The sequence below is a fragment of the Streptomyces sp. NPDC036822 genome (assembly GCF_055609145.1).
Window position 1 is genome coordinate 47,010 of sequence record NZ_JBVJPY010000014.1, and the last position, 18,837, is coordinate 65,846.

14 protein-coding genes are annotated in these 18,837 nt (G+C 71.1%); 13 read left to right on the forward strand and 1 reads right to left on the reverse strand.

The genetic code is table 11. From position 1 onward, the window contains the following. Nucleotides 1–9: 9 nt before the first annotated feature. The 9 genes from ACZ68P_RS27245 to ACZ68P_RS27285 all read left to right on the forward strand — a co-directional run bounded on the left by ACZ68P_RS27245 (nucleotide 10) and on the right by ACZ68P_RS27285 (nucleotide 12,910). Nucleotides 10–1,899 carry a dipeptide ABC transporter ATP-binding protein gene (locus ACZ68P_RS27245; RefSeq protein ID WP_471010655.1) on the forward strand — a complete coding sequence of 630 codons (1,890 nt, stop codon included), beginning with the start codon at nucleotides 10–12 and terminating at the stop codon, nucleotides 1,897–1,899. Next, nucleotides 1,887–3,050, forward strand: coding sequence for a mandelate racemase/muconate lactonizing enzyme family protein (locus ACZ68P_RS27250; protein WP_471010656.1), 1,164 nt, complete (start codon nucleotides 1,887–1,889; stop codon nucleotides 3,048–3,050). Before ACZ68P_RS27245 ends, ACZ68P_RS27250 begins: the two co-directional genes overlap by 13 nt. Further along, entirely contained in the window at nucleotides 3,047–3,877 is an 831-nt protein-coding gene (locus ACZ68P_RS27255) for an SDR family NAD(P)-dependent oxidoreductase (RefSeq protein WP_471010658.1), read from the forward strand. Before ACZ68P_RS27250 ends, ACZ68P_RS27255 begins: the two co-directional genes overlap by 4 nt. 65 nt (nucleotides 3,878–3,942) lie before the next feature. Beyond that, on the forward strand, nucleotides 3,943–4,680 hold the full coding sequence (locus ACZ68P_RS27260; RefSeq protein WP_471010660.1) for a ribonuclease activity regulator RraA: 738 nt from the start codon (nucleotides 3,943–3,945) through the stop codon (nucleotides 4,678–4,680). 133 nt (nucleotides 4,681–4,813) lie between these two features. Beyond that, the gene (locus ACZ68P_RS27265) at nucleotides 4,814–6,808 is read left to right on the forward strand and encodes a GH39 family glycosyl hydrolase (protein ID WP_471010663.1); all 1,995 of its coding nucleotides are present in this window, start codon (nucleotides 4,814–4,816) and stop codon (nucleotides 6,806–6,808) included. 56 nt (nucleotides 6,809–6,864) lie between these two features. After that, nucleotides 6,865–8,244, forward strand: coding sequence for an FAD-binding oxidoreductase (locus ACZ68P_RS27270; RefSeq protein WP_471010665.1), 1,380 nt, complete (start codon nucleotides 6,865–6,867; stop codon nucleotides 8,242–8,244). Then, a complete protein-coding gene (locus ACZ68P_RS27275; protein ID WP_471010667.1) occupies nucleotides 8,241–9,362 on the forward strand; it encodes a (Fe-S)-binding protein in 1,122 nt (373 codons plus the stop codon). The genes ACZ68P_RS27270 and ACZ68P_RS27275 overlap by 4 nt, the downstream gene beginning before the upstream one ends. 53 nt (nucleotides 9,363–9,415) lie before the next feature. Then, the gene (locus ACZ68P_RS27280; RefSeq protein ID WP_471010668.1) at nucleotides 9,416–10,855 is read left to right on the forward strand and encodes an aldehyde dehydrogenase (NADP(+)); all 1,440 of its coding nucleotides are present in this window, start codon (nucleotides 9,416–9,418) and stop codon (nucleotides 10,853–10,855) included. A 189-nt stretch (nucleotides 10,856–11,044) separates the two neighbouring features. Further along, complete coding sequence (locus ACZ68P_RS27285) at nucleotides 11,045–12,910, forward strand: aspartate ammonia-lyase (protein WP_471010671.1); 1,866 nt, start codon at nucleotides 11,045–11,047, stop codon at nucleotides 12,908–12,910. 132 nt (nucleotides 12,911–13,042) lie between these two features. Here the strand turns inward: ACZ68P_RS27285 and ACZ68P_RS27290 are convergent, their stop codons facing one another. Further along, nucleotides 13,043–14,476 (reverse strand): pre-peptidase C-terminal domain-containing protein, encoded by a 1,434-nt coding sequence (locus ACZ68P_RS27290; RefSeq protein WP_471010673.1) that lies wholly within the window; start codon nucleotides 14,474–14,476, stop codon nucleotides 13,043–13,045. Nucleotides 14,477–14,784: 308 nt separating this feature from the next. On the opposite strand from ACZ68P_RS27290, the gene ACZ68P_RS27295 reads away from it, so the two are divergent. The 4 genes from ACZ68P_RS27295 to ACZ68P_RS27310 are packed head-to-tail and all read left to right on the forward strand — an operon-like array spanning nucleotide 14,785 to nucleotide 18,666. Continuing rightward, nucleotides 14,785–15,723 (forward strand): ABC transporter substrate-binding protein, encoded by a 939-nt coding sequence (locus tag ACZ68P_RS27295; RefSeq protein WP_471010676.1) that lies wholly within the window; start codon nucleotides 14,785–14,787, stop codon nucleotides 15,721–15,723. A gap of 2 nt (nucleotides 15,724–15,725) precedes the next feature. Next, entirely contained in the window at nucleotides 15,726–16,691 is a 966-nt protein-coding gene (locus ACZ68P_RS27300) for an amino acid ABC transporter permease (protein WP_471010679.1), read from the forward strand. Beyond that, complete coding sequence (locus ACZ68P_RS27305) at nucleotides 16,688–17,452, forward strand: amino acid ABC transporter ATP-binding protein (RefSeq protein ID WP_471010681.1); 765 nt, start codon at nucleotides 16,688–16,690, stop codon at nucleotides 17,450–17,452. The genes ACZ68P_RS27300 and ACZ68P_RS27305 overlap by 4 nt, the downstream gene beginning before the upstream one ends. Continuing rightward, a complete protein-coding gene (locus tag ACZ68P_RS27310; RefSeq protein WP_471010684.1) occupies nucleotides 17,449–18,666 on the forward strand; it encodes a M20 family metallopeptidase in 1,218 nt (405 codons plus the stop codon). The genes ACZ68P_RS27305 and ACZ68P_RS27310 overlap by 4 nt, the downstream gene beginning before the upstream one ends. The last annotated feature ends 171 nt before the right edge of the window (nucleotides 18,667–18,837 follow it).

Below are 18,837 nucleotides of genomic sequence, written 5' to 3' on the forward strand. Positions count from 1 at the left end.
GGGCCTGCGATGACCCTCCTCGACATCAACCGGCTCGGCGTCACCTTCCACACCGCCCCCGACGACCCGCCCGTGCGCGCTGTGGACGAGGTCAGCCTGCACCTCGACACCGGTGAGACCCTCGCCATCGTGGGCGAGTCCGGCTCGGGCAAGACCGTCACCGCCCTGAGCCTGCTCGGCCTCAACCCGCCCCCGCCTCTGTGTGAGACCACAGGGTCGATCCAGCTGGACGGCACCGACTTGCGAGGCCTGGACCGGCGCTCCTGGCGGGAGGTACGCGGCAACCGGGTCGCCATGGTCTTCCAGGACCCCGGCACCGCCCTCAACCCGCTGCTGACCATCGGCACACAGATCATGGACGCCGTCCGCGCGCACGAACGCATGAGCCGCGAACAGGCGCGGAAGCGGGCGGTCGAGGCGCTGACGCAGGCCCGCATGCCCGAGCCCGAGAAGCGCCTGACCCAATACGTCCACGAACTGTCCGGAGGCATGCGCCAGCGCGCCGCCATCGCCCTGGCGATCGCCGCCGGCCCACGACTCCTGATCGCCGACGAACCCACCACCGCCCTCGACGCCGCCGTCCAGGCCGAGATCATGACCATGCTCCGCTCGCTGTGCGACGACCTCGGCATGGGCCTGATCCTCATCACCCACGACCTCGGCGTGGTCGCCGAACAGGCCGACCGGGTCGCGGTCATGTACGCCGGACGGATCGTCGAGAGCGGACCCACCGCCCAGGTCCTGGCCGACCCGCGCATGCCCTACACCCAGGCACTCCTCGCAGCGACCCCGCGCCTGGACGCACCCGCCCGCACCCGCCTCGCCTCCATCGACGGCCGGCCACCCCGGCTCAGCGACCGCCCCCCGGGCTGCTCCTTCGCACCACGCTGCCCGGTCCGCGCCGACGGCTGCGAGAGTGTCGTGCCTCCCCTGCTCACCGTCGGTGAAAGCCATGCGGCGGCATGCCTGTTCGCCGACGCACCACGCGAACGGCCCGCGCCGCCGCCCGTGACGACCGACGAACCGCCCCAGGACGCCGAACACGAGGGCGGCACGCCGCTCGTCGAGTTCGATGCCACCGACCTGCGCTATCCGGTCCGCACCGGGGCGCTGCGCCGTGTCACCGGGCACGTCGATGCCGTCCGGCAGGTGAGCCTGAAGGTCGCGCCGGGGCGCACCCTCGCTCTTGTGGGGGAGTCCGGCTCGGGCAAGACCAGCCTGACCAAGATGCTGCTGCGGCTGGAGACCCCCTCCGGGGGGACCGTCCGCTACGACGGCATCGACGTCCGACGGCCGTCCGCGCCGGAGCTGCGGCGGCTCCAGCGGGAGATCCAGGTCGTCTTCCAGAACCCGTACGCCAGCCTCGATCCCCGTATGACGGTCCGCCAGATCCTTGCCGAGCCGATGCGGGTCCACGGGCTGGACACCGCGGAGCCCGAGCTCGTACGCCTCCTCCAGGACGTCGGCCTCGACGCGTACGCGCTGGACCGCTTCCCCTCCGCCTTCTCCGGCGGACAGCGCCAGCGCATCGCGATCGCCCGGGCGCTGTCCCTGCAGCCACGACTGATCGTCTGCGACGAGGCCGTCAGCGCCCTCGACGTCTCGGTCCAGGCCCAGATCCTCAACCTGCTCGCCGACCTCCAGGCCGCGCACGGCATGGCCTACCTCTTCATCACCCACGACCTCGCCGTCGTCAGATCGGTCGCCCACCGCATCGCCGTCATGCGGCAGGGCCGGATCGTCGAGGAAGGCCCGGCGGGCCGGATCTACGAGACCCCCACCCACCCGTACACCCGCGAGCTGCTCTCGATGGCTCCGGGTCGCACCACACCCCGGCTCGCCGACGCGCAGAGCACTGCCGGCACCGTCAAGGAACGGAGCATCACATGGCCAAAGTGACCCGAGTCCGCCTCACCTCGATCAACACGCCGCGGCACAACAGCATCACCTGCGGACACGTCCTGGTCGAACTCCTCACCGACGACGACGCGCTGACGGGCATCGGTGAGATGTCCGACCTCCAGCACCTCCCGCGCTACCACCTCGACGTACCCGATCTGGAGGCCACCCTCAACGAACTCCTCGTCGGTCTGGACGCCCTTCAGATCACGGAGATGGAACGCCGCCTGGAAGCGAACTTCCCGCAGGCCGGATACATCTACGACAAGAGCCGCGCTATCAAGTGCGGAGTCGACATCGCCTTCTGGGACCTGGCCGCGAAACAGCTCGGTGTCCGGGTGTGCGACCTGCTCGGCGGTGCGGTCCGCGAGTCGGTGCCCATCGCGTATCCGATCTTCCGCCAGCAGCACGAGGAGGACGTCGAGCGCAACCTCGCCATGGTCGAGCGCCGGCTGGCGGAGGGCTTCACCTTCTTCCGCGTGTATGTCGGACGCCGCCTCGACCTGGACGAGCGGTTCCTGCGCACCGCCCGCGAACGGTTCGGCGACCGCATCACCATCAAGTCCCTGGACTTCTCCAACCTCCTCGACGCCAAGGCGGCCTGCGCCTTCGCCGAGCGGGTGGCCGACGTCGGCTACGACCTCATCGAGTCGCCCGCCCCGCACCACGACATCCGCGGTCTGGTCCAGGCCCGCGACCGGCTCGCCGTCCCGATCAGCGAGCACGTCTACAGCTTCCGGTGGGCACTGGACCTCGTCGCCGCGGACGCGGTGGACGTGTTCAACGTCAGCGTCATCGCCATCGGCGGGATCACACCGGCCCGCCGGATCTTCGCGATAGCCGACGCCGCAGGCAAGGCGTGCCTGGTGGGCACCACGCAGGAGCTGTCCATCGGCACGGCGGCCGCCGCGCACGTCGCGATGGCCATGTCGGCCGTCACCGTCCCGAGCGACCCGGTCGGACCGCTCCTCTACACACGGGACGTCGTCACCGACCCCGTCCGTTACACCGGCGGGCTGCTGTCCGTGCCGCACGGCCCCGGCCTCGGCATGACGCTCGACCCGCAGCGGGTGTCGGCCTCCGCCGGACCGCTGACCTGGGCGGCCACCAGTGCCGCCGCTGTCGTCGACCGACAGGTGGCCGCCACGTGAGCGACGCACCGCGGGCGACGAGCGACGCCCGTGCCGAGGGCCGCTTCACCGGCCGGGTCGCGCTGGTCACCGGCGGCGCACGCAACATCGGCCTCGCCATCGCATGGCGGCTCGCGCAGGAAGGCGCGGCGGTGGCCCTCAACGGCCCCGATCCGGCCGAGACCGAGGCAGCAGCCGCGGCCATGCGCGACCGGGGCATGTCCGCGGTGGCCTGCCCCGGCGACGTATCCGACGCCCGCCAGGTCGACACCTGCCTCGACCGTACGGTCGATGTCCTCGGCGGACTCGACCTGCTGGTCAACAACGCTGCCGCCCCCATGCTGGGCCGTGGTCCGCTGCTCGACATCGACGTCGCCGACTGGGACCGCAGTTTCGCCGTCAACGCGCGCGGGGTGTTCCTGTGCACGGTGGCAGCCGCCCGGGTGATGCCCGCCGGCTCCTCGATCGTGAACATCTCCTCGGTCGGGGCCACCCGCGCCCACCGGGCCGCCGTCGCCTACGACGCCAGCAAGGGCGCCGTCGACGCGGCGACCCGTGCGATGGCCCTGGAACTCGCCCCCCGGGGGATCCGCGTCAACGCGGTCGCCCCCGGCCCGGTCATCAACGACCGGTTCGCCCTCCTCGATCCGGCCCAGCAACGGACCCGCGCGCAGCCGGTCCCGCTGGGTCGGGTCGGCGACGGATCCGATGTCGCCGGGGCCGTCGCGTTCCTCGCCTCGGTGGACGCGTCCTTCATCACCGGACAGGTCTTGAACGTCGACGGCGGTCTCAGCGCCCAGCTCAGGCCGCCGGGCGTCGACCTCAGCCTCGACGACCCCACTTCCTGACCAGCCCCATCGCCGCCCATCTGGCACCTGCCATCCGTTCTGACGCACCGAAGGAAGCACGAGACATGACCCAGACCCCCCGGCCGCCCCTCGACCCCGACGATCTGGCCGCCCTGGGCGAGGCAAGCACCGCCACCATCACCACCCAGCTCTTCAAGCACGGTCTGCGCAACACCTTCCTGGCGGGCCTGACCTGTGTCACGCCCGATGCCAGGCGCATGGTCGGCGAGGCTTTCACCCTGCGTTACATCCCGGCCCGCGAGGACATCGACACCCTTGAGGTCTACGACGACTACGACCACCCGCAGCGCCTGGCGGTCGAGCAGGCCGGCCCCGGCCAGGTTCTCGTCGTGGACTGCCGCGGCCAGGGACGCGCCGCCGCCGCGGGCAACATCCTTCTGACCCGCATGGCGGTCAACGGCGCCGCCGGCGTGGTCACCGACGGCACCCTGCGCGACATCGAGGAGATCAGCCGCCTGCCCCTGCCCGTCTTCGCCACCGGGGCGGCGGCCATGACCAACCTCGCCCAGCACCACGCGGTCGACCTGCAAGTCCCCATCGGATGCGCCGGCGTCGCCGTCTACCCCGGGGACGTCATGGTCGGCGACGCCGACGGTGTGGTCTGCGTACCCCGCCACCTCGTCCCGGTCATCGCCAAGGCGGCCCGCGAACAGGAACTGCAGGAGGCGTTCATCGTCGCCCGCGTCGCAGGCGGCGCCCCCCTGCGCGGCACCTACCCCCCGGACGAGGCGACCCGCCGCGCCTACGACGAATCGCGCGGCACGCGCCCGGCGACCGACTGACACACCCGTCCACCTGCCAGGTCACCGACCGCGCCGGCGGCCCAGCCTCCGGAGCGCCGGAACCGGCGCTCCGGAAGCACGGCTCAACCCCGTCCAACGATCGATCCGCCCTCCCCCGCAGAAGGCAGGAATCATGGTCAACCCCGCCACATCCGGTTCCGTACGGTCCCGTACGGGAAGAACCGTCCCACTCCTCCTGACCGGCGCCCTGGTCGGCGCCCTGATCTCCGTCGCCTCGGCCGGCCCGGCCGCCGCGGCGAACCTCTCCAGCACCTTCGACACCATCACCCCGGGTGCTCCCGCTCCCGGCTGGACCGTCAGCGGCGACGTCACTGTCCAGGACGTGACCGGCACCGTCGACCGCAGCCTTCGCCTGCGCGACGTCTCCGCCACCGCCAACACCACCGCCACCGCCACGTTCGGGACCACGACGTCGACTGTCGCCGCCGGATTCCGGCTGCGAGCAGCCCAGACCACCGCCACGGTCGGTGTACACCTCGACAGCTCGGGCGGCCACAGCGTCACGGTCGCCATGAGCCCCACCGGCCGTCTCTACACCTACGACGGCGCCACCCAGGTCGATCTCGGTGCCTATGTCCCCAACCGCTGGTACGACATCCGTCTCGTCGCCCGGCCCGGCACCGCCAGCGCGGACCTCCACATCGACGGCGAGCGCCGTGCGGCCGGGCTGGACTTCCGCACCTCCACCACCGATCTGGGCAGCCTGCAGGCCGGGGTGTCCGTAGCCGACACCGGCACCGCTTACCTCGACGACGTCCGCACCACCGCCGAGGCGTCCCCGACGGCCTGGCCGCACCTCGGCACGATCGCCCCCCGCACGGCCGCACAGGTGGGCACCTCCCAGCTGCTCGTCGGAGCGGAGACCCTCGACCGCGACTACACGAACTACCAGGCATACGCCCCCTACCTGGGGCGGCTGGGGGCCACCGGGGTCCGCCTGCAGGGCGGCTGGGCCAAGACCGAGAAGACGAAGGGGGTCTACGACTGGACATGGCTCGACCGGATCGTCGACGACGCCGCGGCCCGCGGCGTCAAGCCCTGGCTCCAGCTGTCCTACGGCAACGGCATCTACACGGGCGGCGGAGGCTCCGGCCTCGGCGGTCAGATCCCGACGTCCACCGAGGCCCTGGCCGCCTGGGACGCCTGGGTGACCGCCATGGTCAAGCGGTACGAGAACCGGGTCACCGAGTGGGAGATCTGGAACGAGCCCAACCTCGCCGGCATCCCGGCAGCCACGTACGCCGACTTCTTCGCCCGCACCGCGGCCCGCGTCCGCGCCGAACAGCCCGACTCCGTCATCTACGGTCCGGGCGAGGCCGGCATCGACGTCCCGTACACCAACGACTTCCTCGTCCGGCTCTCCGGACAGGGCAAGAGCCATTTGCTCGACGGCATCAGCTACCACCCCTACAACCCCAACCCCGACGACGTCTGGACCTACCAGCAGGTCGACAAGATCCGGGCCCTGATCAACCAGTACGCACCCGGAGCCGTACTGAGGCAGGGCGAGAACGGTGCCCCCAGCGCGCCCAACAGCTTCGGCGCGCTCGGTGACCTGGACTGGACCGAACTGAGTCAGACCAAGTGGTTCCTGCGCCGCCTCATGCACGACCTCGGCCAGGGCATCAGCACCAGCGCCTTCAGCATCTCCGACCTCCACTACCCCTCGAAGATCAACAGCAAGGGTCTGCTCCGGACCAACAGCGACAAGTCGATCCGCTACGCCAAGCCGTCCTACTACGCGGTCCAGACCCTCGCCTCCGTCATCGACAGCACGGTGACGGCTCTTCCGGCCTACGCGTTCACCACCGACTCCGCCACCACCCTGACCGTCCAAGGCTTCGCCAAGAGCGACACCGGGCGCCAGATCGTCGGCATCTGGAACGGCACCAGCACCCCCGGTGACAGCACCACCCGCACCTCGGTCCGCCTGACCCTCCCCGACGGCGACTTCACCGACCCCGTGTACGTCGACGTACGGACCGGCGCCGTTTTCGACATCCCCGCCGCCGACTGGACGGTGTCGGGCAGCACCCACACCTTCCGCAACGTGCCGGTGTACGACTCGCCCGTCCTCATCGCCGATCGCTCCGCCATCAGGCTCTAGAACCGGCCGGGCCCCGTCCCTCCCCCCGGCCGGGGCCCGGCTCCGAGGAGAACCCCATGCACGCCACCGCACGAGCGGCCCTGCGGTCGGTCGTCGGGCCCGGTCACTTCCGGGAGACGGACGGCGAACTCGTCCCCTACAGCCGGGACGCGACCCCGCTGTTCCACGCCCGGCCCGACGCCGTCGTCTTCCCGGCGGACACCGCCGAGGTCGCCGCCGTCCTCGATATCGCCACCCGCTACGCCGTTCCCGTGATCCCACGCGGCGCCGGCTCCAACCTGTGCGCCGCCACCGTGGCCTCCCGAGGAGGCGTCGTCCTAGTCCTGACCCGTCTGAACCAGATCCTCGAGATCGCTCCGGCCGAACTCCTGGCCCGGGTCCAGCCCGGCGTCACCAGCGCGGCCCTGGCCGATGCCGCCGCCCACGGCGACCTGTTGTGGGCCCCCGACCCCGGCAGCCGTACGGTGGCCACCCTCGGCGGCACGATCGCCACCAACGCCGGCGGCCTGCGCGGCCTCAAGTACGGCGTCACCCGCGACTACGTCCTCGGCCTGGAGGCGGTCCTGCCCACGGGAGAGGTGATCCGCACCGGAGGCCGCCTCCACAAGGACGTCGCGGGATACGACCTCACCCGGCTCCTCACCGGCTCCGAGGGCACCCTCGCCGTCATCACCGAAGCCACCCTCGCCCTGCGGCCCGCCCCCGCGACGGCCGGTACGGGAGTCGCCTACTTCCCCGACCCGGCAGCCGCGGGCCGGGCCGTCACCGCGATCATCGCCGCCGGGATCCTGCCCGCCACCCTCGAATTCCTCGACCGGTCCTGCGTCCGGGCCGTTGAGGACTTCGCCCGTCTCGGGCTGCGCACCGACGCCGGCGCACTGCTCCTCTTCGGCGACGACGGCGAGAGCGACACGGTCGCCCGCGCCCTGGAGCGCATGAGTGACGTCTGCACGGCCCACCATGCCCTCGACGTCACGACCGCAGCCGAAGTGGCGCAGGCCGAGGCGCTGCTGGCCGCCCGGCGATGCGCTCTTCCCGCCCTCTCCCGGCTGGGTGAGCTGACCATCCTGGAGGACGCCACCGTGCCCCGGCCCCGCATCGCGGAGATGGTCGACCGCATCGACGCCATCGGAGCCCGCCATGGCGTCACGATCGCCACCTTCGGCCACGCCGGGGACGGCAACCTCCATCCCACCTGCGTGGTGAAGTCCGAGAACGACACGGACACCATCGCCCGCGCGGAGAGCGCCTTCGCCGACATCTTCGCCGCCGCGATCGACCTGGGCGGCACCATCACCGGCGAACACGGTGTCGGCGCGGCCAAGCTCCCCTATCTGACCACGCAGCTGGGCGCCGACCAGATCACCCTCCTGCGCCGACTGAAGACGGCGTTCGACCCGGCCGGCATCCTCAACCCCGGAAAGCTGGGCTCATGACCGACCGCACGGGCGGCCCCCTCCCGAAGCCCGTCCTCGACCCGGACCTCCTCTCCCGCTGCATCTCCTGCGGCTTCTGCCTCCCCGCCTGCCCCACCTACGCCGAGACCGGTGACGAGGCCTCCTCGCCCCGAGGCCGGATCAACCTCATGCGCGCCCTGCAGAACGGTGATCTCGCACCCGACGACCCCGCCCTGAAGGAACAGTCCTCGCAGTGCCTGGGCTGCCGCGCCTGCGAACCGGTCTGTCCGGCCGGCGTCGAGTACGGGCAGCTTCTGGAGCAGTGGCGCGACCACCAGTGGCGCGGACGCCGGATGCCCGTTCTCGCCCGTGCCCTCATGCTGGTCGCCGGCCGGCGGGGCCTCTTCCGCCTGCTGGGACGACTACGGGGGACCCCGCGCACGAACGTCGCCGAGACCTCGGCCGCCGCGTCCGGCAGGGCCTCACTCATGCTCGGATGTTTCGAACGCGTCCTCTTCCCGCGCGTCGGCCGCGCCGCTCTCGCCCTCGTCCCCGGACTGGCCGTTCCTCCTTCCCAGGGCTGCTGCGGCGCGCTGCACGCCCACAACGGCGACACCGCCACCGGCGAACGCCTCGCGCACCGGATGGGCGAGGACCTTCCCGGCACCATCGTCACCACCTCCGGCGGCTGCGCCGCCCACCTCGCCTCGGTCCTCGGCAGGGCTCGCGTCCGCGAACTCTCCGACCACCTGGCCAGCGACTCCTCGTACCGGCCCCCCGGTGAACTCCGGGTCGACGGCCGTCGAGCGCGTGTCGCCCTCCAGGACTCCTGCCACCTGCGCAACGGCCTCGGAGTGTGGACCGCCCCGCGTGATCTGCTCGCCGGAATCGTCGACTACGTCGAACTCCCCTCCGCCGGCACCTGCTGCGGTGCCGCCGGGACCTACTCCCTGCTGCGCCCCCGTGAATCGCGCCGCATCCTCACCGCCAAGATCGACGAGATCGAGGCCGCCGGCGTCGACTTCGTCGCCGCGGTCAATCCGGGCTGTCTGCGCCAGCTCCGCACCGGCCTGCGCCGCAGACGCTCACAAGTCAAGGCCGTGCACCTGGCCGAACTCCTGCTCATGGCAGGAGAGAACAGGTCCCCGATCGCCTAGGGCCGCCCGGAACACCGACTTCTGCACACCCCGCCACACCACTGAGAGAAGACATGCCCTCCTGCTCCCCGCTCGACCCCCTGGCCATCGAAGCCGCCAGCGCCGCCGCTCCGACTCTCGCCGCACTCGCCCCGGCCGAGGTCGGCACACTCCTCCGTGGCCTCGCCGACGTGCTCCGCGAGCACACCGACGAACTGGTCGCCCTCGCGGAGGAGGAGACCCGCCTCGGTGACGTCAGACTGCGGAGCGAGGTACTGCGTACCCGCGTACAACTGGAGATGTTCGCGGAGATCGCCGAAGAGGGCGCCCACCTCGACGTCATGATCGACCGGGCGGACGACACGGCCGTCCCCGCCCCGCGCCCGGACGTACGGCGCATGCTCGTCCCGCTCGGCCCTGTTGCCGTCTTCACCGCTTCCAACTTCCCCTTCGCCTTCTCCGTCCTCGGCGGGGACACGGCCAGCGCGCTCGCCGCCGGCTGCCCGGTCGTGGTCAAAGCCCACGAGGGCCACCCCCGCCTCACCGACTGCACCGCCGCCCTCGCGGCCGAAGTCCTGCCACCAGGGGCGCTTACCGTCGTCCACGGCCGCGAGGCGGGCCGCACCCTGGTCACCGACCCCGCCGTCCAGGCCGTCGGCTTCACCGGCTCCACCACCGGCGGCCGGGCGCTGTTCGACCTCGCCTCCGGCCGCCCCGACCCGATCCCGTTCTACGGAGAACTGGGCTCCCTCAACCCCGTGGTGGTCACACCCCAGGCCCTCGCCGCACGCGGGCCGGCCCTCGTGAGCGAGTACGTCGCGTCCGTCACCCGCAGCCAGGGCCAGCTGTGCACCAAGCCGGGTCTGCTCTTCCTGCCCGAACGGCACGACCTGGACGAACTCCTCCGCCTGGCCGTCACCCAGACCTCTCGCGCGCCGATGCTGGGATCCTGGATCGCCGAGGCCTACCGCGCGACCCTCGACGAACTGGCCACCCACCCCGCCGTCCGACGGATCGCGACCGCACCGATCTGCACCCACCGCACTGAACGACCAGCCGACGGCCCCTCGGCGACGCTCCTCACCATCACGGCCCATGACCTGCGCGCCCACCCCGAACTCCTCCGGGAATGCTTCGGCCCGGCATCGACCGTCGTCACCTATGCCTCTACCGAGGACTTGCTCACCACCCTCCGGGAGCTCCCGGGCAGCCTCACGGCCACGGTGCACGGCCAGGAGGAAGCGGACGAGGAACTGTCCCGCGCGATCTGGTCCGCCCTGCGGGCCGGCCGCCTGATCTGGAACGACTGGCCGACAGGAGTGGCGGTCACCCGCGCCATGCACCACGGCGGCCCCTGGCCGGCCACGACCAACCCGCTGCACACCAGCGTGGGCGGCACCGCCGTCGCCCGGTGGCTGCGCCCGGTCGCCTTCCAGAACATGCCGGAGGCCTTGTTGCCGCACCCTCTGCGGACCACCAACCCGTGGCGGGTACCGCAGCGGACAGGGGCGTAGCGGAGCGGACCGAGGATCCGGTCTGTCACGTCCGTTGATCCGAACCGGCTCTACCGGACCGGGTTCCCATGGCCTGCTGCGGACGGGAGGGCGTCCGGAAGAGGAGAAGCCGGCGCCGCGGCCTACCCGGCACGTCGCAACCGGACCACGGCGCCGGCGTGGTCGCCCTTGGGGGGCGCATGTTCCGTGATGGTCGTCAGTACGCCCCGAACGACCGGAAGACCACCTGCCTCTTGGCGCGACTCCCAAACCCCTCACATCCCCGGAGGCGAGCCGCTCGCCGACGTGATCCTCAACCCGGGGGACACGTTCTACCCGCCCCACGGCTGGTGGCACGCGGTATCCGCCGACCAGAGCGTCCCCTCCCTCTACCTGACGTTCGGCCTCACCCCGCAGACTGGCGCCCCTTGCATGGGCTGGGCCGTCCATCAGCTGCGTGGCGCCGTCCGCTTCCGCACCGACGTGCCCCGCTTCGACACCCCTGCCGCTCAGGCCACCTACGTCACCGCGCTGTGTGATGCGGTCCCCGTGCGGCTCGGTGCCCGGACCGCCGCCCAGGCTGTAACAGATAATTCCAAAAGGCGGTTGCACGTCTTATCTGTAATGCCCGATACTTCAAGGCGGGCGGCGCGCGAGTCGCCCCTGCCCAAGAGCGAGGGGACGGACATGCGACGCGAAGAGCGTGATCTCATCGGTGTGCGAGAAGTGCCGGAGGGCGTGTACTGGGGCATCCACACCCTGCGCGCGGTGGAGAACTTCCCCCTCACCGGCATCCCCCTCTCGTCGCATCCCGAACTCGTGGTCGCGCTGGCCGCGGTGAAGGAGGCGGCCGCCCTGGCCCACCTGGACCTGGGAACCCTTCCCGAGGAACGCGCCCGGGCCATCGTGGCGGCGTGCCGGGAGATCCGCGCGGGCCGCCTCCACGACCAGTTCGTCGTCGACGTCTTCCAGGGCGGGGCGGGAACCTCGGCGAACATGAACGCCAATGAAGTCATCGCCAACCGGGCGCTCGAAATCATGGGGCACCCGCGCGCCGGCTATGGGCACCTGCACCCCAATGACGACGTGAACCGCTCCCAGAGCACCAACGACGTGTATCCCACGGCGGCCAAGCTGGCGGTGTACGCCTCCGCGGGGCTGCTGCTCGACGCGATGACCGTGCTGCGCGACGCCTTCGGCGACCGGGGCGGGCACTTCGCGAAGACGGTGAAGCTCGGGCGCACCCAGTTGCAGGACGCCGTGCCGATGACGCTGGGCCGGGAGTTCGACGCGTTCGCCCTCACCGTCCGGGACGACGCCGAACTCATCGGCCTGGCCGCCGCGTCCCTCCTGGAGGTGAACCTGGGGGGCACGGCGATCGGCACCGGCCTCAACGCGGACGAGGGCTTCGCCCGTCTGGCTGTCACCCACCTCGAAGCCGTCGCGTCCGTGCCGGTCCGTCCCGCCCGCGACCTGGTGGAGAGCACGCAGGGAATCGGTGGATTCGTCCGGCTCTCCGGTGCCCTCCGCCAGTTCGCCGTACGGCTGTCCAAGATCTGCAACGACCTCAGGCTGCTGGCTTCGGGTCCCGGAGCAGGCCTTGGCGAGATCCGGCTGCCGGAGCTCCAGGCCGGGTCGAGCATCATGCCGGGCAAGGTCAACCCGGTGATGCCCGAGGCCGTGAACCAGGTCTGCTTCGACGTCCTCGGTGCGGACGCCGCCGTCTGCGCGGCGGCCCAGGGGGGTCAGCTCCAGCTGAACGCCTTCGAACCCCTCATGGTCCACCATCTGCTCAACTCCGCGAACCGGCTCGCCGCCGCCTGTCGGCTCCTGGCCGAGCGCTGCGTCGCCGGCATCGAGGCCGACGAGGAGCGGTTGCACGCTCTGGTGGAGAGGAGCGCCGGCCTCGCCACCGCGCTGAACCCGGTCATCGGCTACCAGCGGTCCACGGCCCTGGCGCGGGAGTGCCGGGAGTCGGGGGTTCCCGTCCGGGAGCTGGCGGCTCGCGACGGGCTACTCACCGACGGGGAACTCGACGAGCTGCTCGATCCGTGGCGCCTCGCCCGGCCGAGCTGAGCGCCGCCCGTGCTGAGCTCCGGCGACGCAGAGTCCCGGCCTGGCTGTGCCCGGCCGGGACGTCAAGTGCGGTGCGTCGGGATGCCGCGGAGCCCGGTCGCGTGTGCGAGGGCCCCGCGGGAGTCGACTGCCTCAGCTTCTGGTGAGCGTGCAGGCGTAGGTGGCCGAACCGGAGCCGCTGTAGGCCTCCACGTCGAGGTAGTAGGTGCCCGTCCCGGTCGCGGTCCTGGTGTGCGACAGGGATTCGTCGGTGCCCGCCCCGTCGTTCACGGAACGGGTCAGGGTGCTGCCGTTCGCGTCGAGCCAGTACACGTCGGCGTCGTAGGCGGAGGGCACGGCGCAGTTCACCGAGACGGTCTGTCCGGCCGCCACGGAGACCTTGAAGTAGTCGCGGTCGCTGGTCGACTTCATGCTGCCCGTGAGGGTGCCGGGCGAGGCGAGCGCGGTGGCGTCGTCGGCCGCGTCGCGCGTGTCGTTGGGCTCGCTCTCCACGACCGTGGACCCGCCGCCGCCCTGGCTGCCGCAGTCGGTCACGGGCGTCCCGTTGTAGAGGTTGGCGTCGGTCACGCCGTTCGTGACGTTGCGCAGGTAGTAGCCGCAGCTGGGGCGGTTCTTGAAGTCGAAGGTGGAGCCCGGCGTCAGACGCCAGATCTTGAATCCGCTGTAGGTGAGCGGCTTCCTGTCGACGGCCTGCTCCGGCTGGTGGTCGGCGAGGACGACGTACGCGTCCTTGCCGTACTGCGTCGCCATGCCGTTGCGGTCGAGGAAGAGGGACCCGCCGCCCTCCTCCACCCCGACGCCCCAGGCGGCCCCGCCGGGCGCGAGGCCGTCCTTCACGGCGCGCGCCAGGAAGGACATGGTGCGGCCCATGCGGTCGCGGGTCACGAAGTGGGAGTCATTGATGACGGCTCCGTAGTTCGCCCATGCGAACATGCCGGTGGTGAAGCTGACGTACCGGTCGTAGGGGTTGGCGAGGGCCTGCGCGCTGGTGACGCTGCCGTTGCAGGCGTCGTAGACGATCGGGCTGTTGATGTGGTGGCCCGCGCTGCCACCGCCGGAACCGCCGCCCTTGGCGACGACCGCCTCGACGGAGGCCTCCAGGGCGGTTCCCTTCCAGGCGGTGTAGCGGCACTGGTCGCCGCCGGCGAAGTAGACGAACTCGGCGTTGCGGACGTCGGTGTTCATCTGGCTGTTGTTGCCGTCGGACGCCGTCGTCAGCGTCCACGTCGTACAGGAGTTCACGCCGGTCAGCCCCGTGATCGTGTCGCACTCCGGAGTCTTGCTGCCCGACGTCGGTGCCGACCCGGCCAGGACGACCACGTCGAGGCTCCCGGTGCCGCCGCGGATCTCGTCGATGGCCCGGGTCATCGAGGCCGTCACGATGCCGCCGGCTCCGTTCATCGTGAACGCCGGGCCGTTCCACGCGCTGCGGCCGACGTCGGACGCGCTGCCGAGCCTGATCCGGTCGGCCGCCGCCTGCGCCGGCTGATGCGCCATCAGTACCGAGGCCATCGCGGTGAGGACGACGGCGGCTGCCGCGGGGGCCCTGAAGGGACGGTGTGTCATGTGTACTCCTGGAAAGGGCGAACTCGATGCCGCGGCCGTCGGTCGAGGGCTGCGGGATTGGTAGCGGAACATACAAGTAATGGCCTGAGTGGGGAAGACGTAATTCCGGAACAACGCCCCGCCCGCCGCAATCTAGCCATGGATCTGTGCCATAAGCGCCCAAACAACCGCAGAAGCCGGTCTGGAACTCTCGTTACGTGAACGTAATGGGTCTTACATCTAGCCATCGCATTGGTTCCTCTGTAACTTCGCAGCAGTGCCAGGCGGTCAGACTCCGCCGGCAGATAACCACCGAGAGGTTCCAGGCGATGAACGCTCGTATCGCACGCCCCGCGGCCGCCGCCGTCGCGGCGACCATGCTCCTGTCCCTGTCCGCCTGCGGCGGCGACGAGCCCGCCGCCCCGTCGGGCAAGGTCGTCATCGGCGGCGTGGAGATCGTGAAGGACCAGAAGCTGCACGACCTGCTCCCCGAGAAGATCAAGAAGGCCGGTGAGGTGCGCGTCGCGACGGACGTGCCGTACCCGCCCTTCGAGATGTACGTGAAGGAGGGGGAGACCGGGCTGACCGGCCTGGACTACGACCTCGGCCAGGCCCTCGGCGCCAAGCTGGGCGTCACCTTCGCCTTCTCCCCGCAGAAGTTCGACGGCATCGTCCCCGCCATCCAGGCCGGCAAGTTCGACGTGGCGATGTCCGCCATCACGGACAACAAGGAGCGCCAGAAGGTCGTCGACTTCGTCGACTACTCCCAGTCCGGCTCCGGCATCCTCGTCGGCGACGGCAACCCGGCGAAGGTGACCACCCTCGACGACCTGTGCGGACGGAAGGTCGCCGTCCAGGCGGCGACCAACCAGCTCAACCTGCTGAAGGGCCATCAGGCGACCTGCGCGAAGGCGGGCAAGGGCAAGATCGACATCCAGACCTTCCCCAAGGACTCCGACGCCCAGCTCGCCCTGCGCTCCGGCAAGGTCGTCGCCCAGGTGCTCACCAAGCCCGCCGCCGGATGGGTCGCCAAGACGGCCGACAGCGGCAAGGTCTTCGACCTCGTCGAGGACCCCGCCGCCCCGGGCGGCTACAACGCCTCGCCCAACGGCATCGCGGTCAGCAAGCAGCTGCCCGAGCTGACGGACGCCATCCAGAAGGCGCTGCAGTCCCTCATCGACGACGGCACCCTGATCAAGATCTACAACAAGTACGGCGTCGCGTCGATCGCGGTGAAGGAAGCCACCAAGAACGCGGCGGTGGACTAAAGATGGCCGGCACCACCAAGGTCCCGCAGAACACGACCCCCACGGACCAGCCCCCCACCGGGGAACTCGAGATCGTCGCCGTCCGCAACTACACGCGCTGGATCGCGGCCGTCGCCTCGGTCCTCGCCCTCGTCGGACTGATCGGCTCCCTCGCCAAGAACGACAACCTGCACTGGGACGTCGTCGGTGACTACCTCTTCGCCGACCTCATCTTCGACGGTCTCGCGACCACCCTCTGGCTCACCGCCGCCGCCATGCTGCTCGGTCTGGCCCTCGGCACGCTGATCGCCGTCATGCGCCTCTCGTCCAGCCCCGTGCTGTACGGACTCGCCAACGCGTTCGTCTGGGTCTTCCGCGGCACCCCGCTGCTCGTCCAGATCATCTTCTGGGGCTACGCCGCCGCGCTCTACAAGTACGTCAAGATCGGCGTCCCCTTCACCGACATCACGTTCTTCCAGGCCGAGACCAACGCGCTGCTGACACCGGCGATCGCCGCCCTCCTGGCCCTCGGTCTGAACGAGGCGGCCTACGCCTCGGAGATCGTCCGCGCCGGCATCCAGTCCGTCGACCCCGGGCAGGCGGAGGCCGCGCACTCGCTCGGCATGCGGCCCGCCCTGACCATGCGCCGGATCGTCCTGCCGCAGGCCATGCGCGTGATCATCCCGCCGATGGGCAACGAGACCATCAACATGCTCAAGATGACGGCGCTCGTCTCGGTCATCTCCGCCCACGACCTGATGTCGAACATCCAGGACGTGTACGCACAGAACTACCAGGTCATCCCCATGCTGGTCGTGGCCAGCATCTGGTACCTGGCCCTCGTCACCCTCCTCAGCGTGCCCCAGGCCTGGCTGGAGCGGCGTTACGGCCGCGGGACCACCCGCGCCGGACACGTCTCGCCCTTCCGGCGCCTCCTCGGCGGAACGGTGGAGCGGCTCGGCAAGAACAGCAAGGAGCAGAACCGATGAGCACCCCCATGGTGCGCGCCGAAGGCGTACGCAAGCACTTCGGGAGGCTCGAGGTCCTCAAGGGCATCGACCTCACCGTGGAGCGCGGCCAGGTCTGCTGCCTCCTCGGCCCCTCCGGATCCGGGAAGTCCACCTTCCTGCGCTGCATCAACCACCTGGAGAAGGTCGACGGCGGCCGGCTCACCGTCGACGGGGAGCTCGTCGGCTACCGCCAGCAGGGCAACAAGCTCCACGAGCTGCGCGAGCGCGAGGTCGCGGACCGCCGCCGCGACATCGGCATGGTCTTCCAGCGCTTCAACCTCTTCCCCCACATGACGGCCGTCGAGAACGTCATGGAGGCCCCCGTCAAGGTCGCGGGCGTCTCCCGCGCCGACGCCCGGGAGCACGCCCACGCCCTCCTCGGCCAGGTCGGTCTCGGCGACCGCGGGCACCACTACCCCGCCGAGCTGTCCGGCGGACAGCAGCAGCGCGTCGCCATCGCCCGCGCGCTCGCCATGAAGCCCAAACTGATGCTCTTCGACGAGCCGACCTCCGCGCTGGACCCCGAGCTCGTCGGAGACGTCCTGGACGTCATGCGGCAGCTCGCCGCGGACGGCATGACGATGGTCGTCGTCACCCACGAGATCGGCTTCGCCCGCGAGGTCGGCGACACCGCCGTCTTCATGGACGAGGGCGTCGTCGTGGAGGCGGGCGACCCCCGCCAGGTGCTCGTCGACCCGCTGCAGGAGCGCACCCGCGCCTTCCTGTCCAAGGTCCTGTGAGCGCCCCCACCCGCCGCCGGGAGAGGCTCGACGACCTGCTGGACCTGGCCCGGGCCCGCCGCGCCGACTACCTGCGCGACTTGGAGGAGCTCGTCTCCGTCGACTCCGGCTCCTACAGCCCCGAAGGCGTCAACCAGGTCGCCGACTGGATCGAGCGCCGGCTCGAACGGCTCGGGTTCGCCGTGGAACGCGTCCGCTTCCCGTCGACGCCCGAGGGACACCGGACCGGTGACGCCCTCGTCGGCCGCCGACGCGGCATGATGCCCGAGTCGGAGGGAGGCCGCAGGATCCTCCTCGCCGGCCACATGGACACCGTCTTCGAGAACGGCACCGCGGCCGCCCGCCCCTTCCGGATCGACGGCTCCACGGCGTACGGCCCCGGCGTCAGCGACGACAAGGGCGGCCTGCTCGCCGGACTCACGGCCCTGGAGATCCTTGGTGACCTCGGTGTCGACGCGTACGACGAGCTGGTCCTGATCGCCACCCCCGACGAGGAGATCGGCTCGCCCGCCAGCCGACCGCTGATCGAGCAGACGGCCGGCGGCGTGCACTACGGACTGGGCCTCGAATGCGCACGGGAGAACGGCGACTTCGTCATCGCCCGCAAGGGCGTCGCCGACTTCCGCCTCACCGTCACCGGCCGGGCCGCACACGCAGGCATCGAACCCGAGCGCGGTGCCAACGCCGCTCTCGCCGCAGCCCACCTCACCGTCGCGCTCCAGGCCCTCAACGGCCACTGGGACGACGTGACGGTCAACGTCGGCGTCGTCCGGGCCGGGACCCGCGCCAACATCGTCTGTCCCCAGGCGGAACTGCGCATCGAGGTGCGCGCCGCCACGACGGCCGACATCCAGCGCGTCACCCGGGCCATCCGCGATGCCGCCGACCAGCCCGGCGTCCCCGGCGTCACGGTCGAGGTCGAGCAACTCGACCTGTGCCCGCCGATGGAGGACACCCCCGCCTCCCGGCGGATGTTCGACCACGCGCGCACCGCGGCCCGAGCGGCCGGCATCGAGCTGGGCGCCGCCGCCACCGGCGGCGTGGGCGACGCCAACCTCATCGCAGGGGCGGGAATCCCCGTCCTCGACGGCCTGGGCCCGGTCGGCGGCGCCGACCACACGCCCCAGGAGTGGCTCGACGTCACCAGCGTCCCGCAGCGCATCGCCCTCCTCGCCGACCTGATCGCCTCCCTGGGCACGGCCGGCACCACCTGAACGACGCCGACGCTGCCCCGACGCAACCCCGGCGCCGACGCCGACGTACAGCGGAGGGAAGTCCCGCTTCCCTCCGCTGCGGGTACGACGCCGACGCCCCAGGAGGCGTCCGCCACGGGCCCCGGCCGCGCGCCTCAGCCCCACGCACCATCCCGCCACTCATCCGACCCT

Excerpts from the sequence above, each read along its gene's own strand:
- ACZ68P_RS27245 (WP_471010655.1), top strand. The coding sequence starts at position 10 with ATGACCCTCCTCGACATCAACCGGCTCGGCGTCACCTTCCACACCGCC.
- ACZ68P_RS27250 (WP_471010656.1), top strand. The coding sequence starts at position 1,887 with ATGGCCAAAGTGACCCGAGTCCGCCTCACCTCGATCAACACGCCGCGG.
- ACZ68P_RS27260 (WP_471010660.1), top strand. The coding sequence starts at position 3,943 with ATGACCCAGACCCCCCGGCCGCCCCTCGACCCCGACGATCTGGCCGCC.
- ACZ68P_RS27265 (WP_471010663.1), top strand. The coding sequence starts at position 4,814 with ATGGTCAACCCCGCCACATCCGGTTCCGTACGGTCCCGTACGGGAAGA.
- ACZ68P_RS27270 (WP_471010665.1), top strand. The coding sequence starts at position 6,865 with ATGCACGCCACCGCACGAGCGGCCCTGCGGTCGGTCGTCGGGCCCGGT.
- ACZ68P_RS27275 (WP_471010667.1), top strand. The coding sequence starts at position 8,241 with ATGACCGACCGCACGGGCGGCCCCCTCCCGAAGCCCGTCCTCGACCCG.
- ACZ68P_RS27280 (WP_471010668.1), top strand. The coding sequence starts at position 9,416 with ATGCCCTCCTGCTCCCCGCTCGACCCCCTGGCCATCGAAGCCGCCAGC.
- ACZ68P_RS27285 (WP_471010671.1), top strand. The coding sequence starts at position 11,045 with ATGGTCGTCAGTACGCCCCGAACGACCGGAAGACCACCTGCCTCTTGG.
- ACZ68P_RS27290 (WP_471010673.1), bottom strand. The coding sequence starts at position 14,476 with ATGACACACCGTCCCTTCAGGGCCCCCGCGGCAGCCGCCGTCGTCCTC.
- ACZ68P_RS27295 (WP_471010676.1), top strand. The coding sequence starts at position 14,785 with ATGAACGCTCGTATCGCACGCCCCGCGGCCGCCGCCGTCGCGGCGACC.
- ACZ68P_RS27300 (WP_471010679.1), top strand. The coding sequence starts at position 15,726 with ATGGCCGGCACCACCAAGGTCCCGCAGAACACGACCCCCACGGACCAG.
- ACZ68P_RS27305 (WP_471010681.1), top strand. The coding sequence starts at position 16,688 with ATGAGCACCCCCATGGTGCGCGCCGAAGGCGTACGCAAGCACTTCGGG.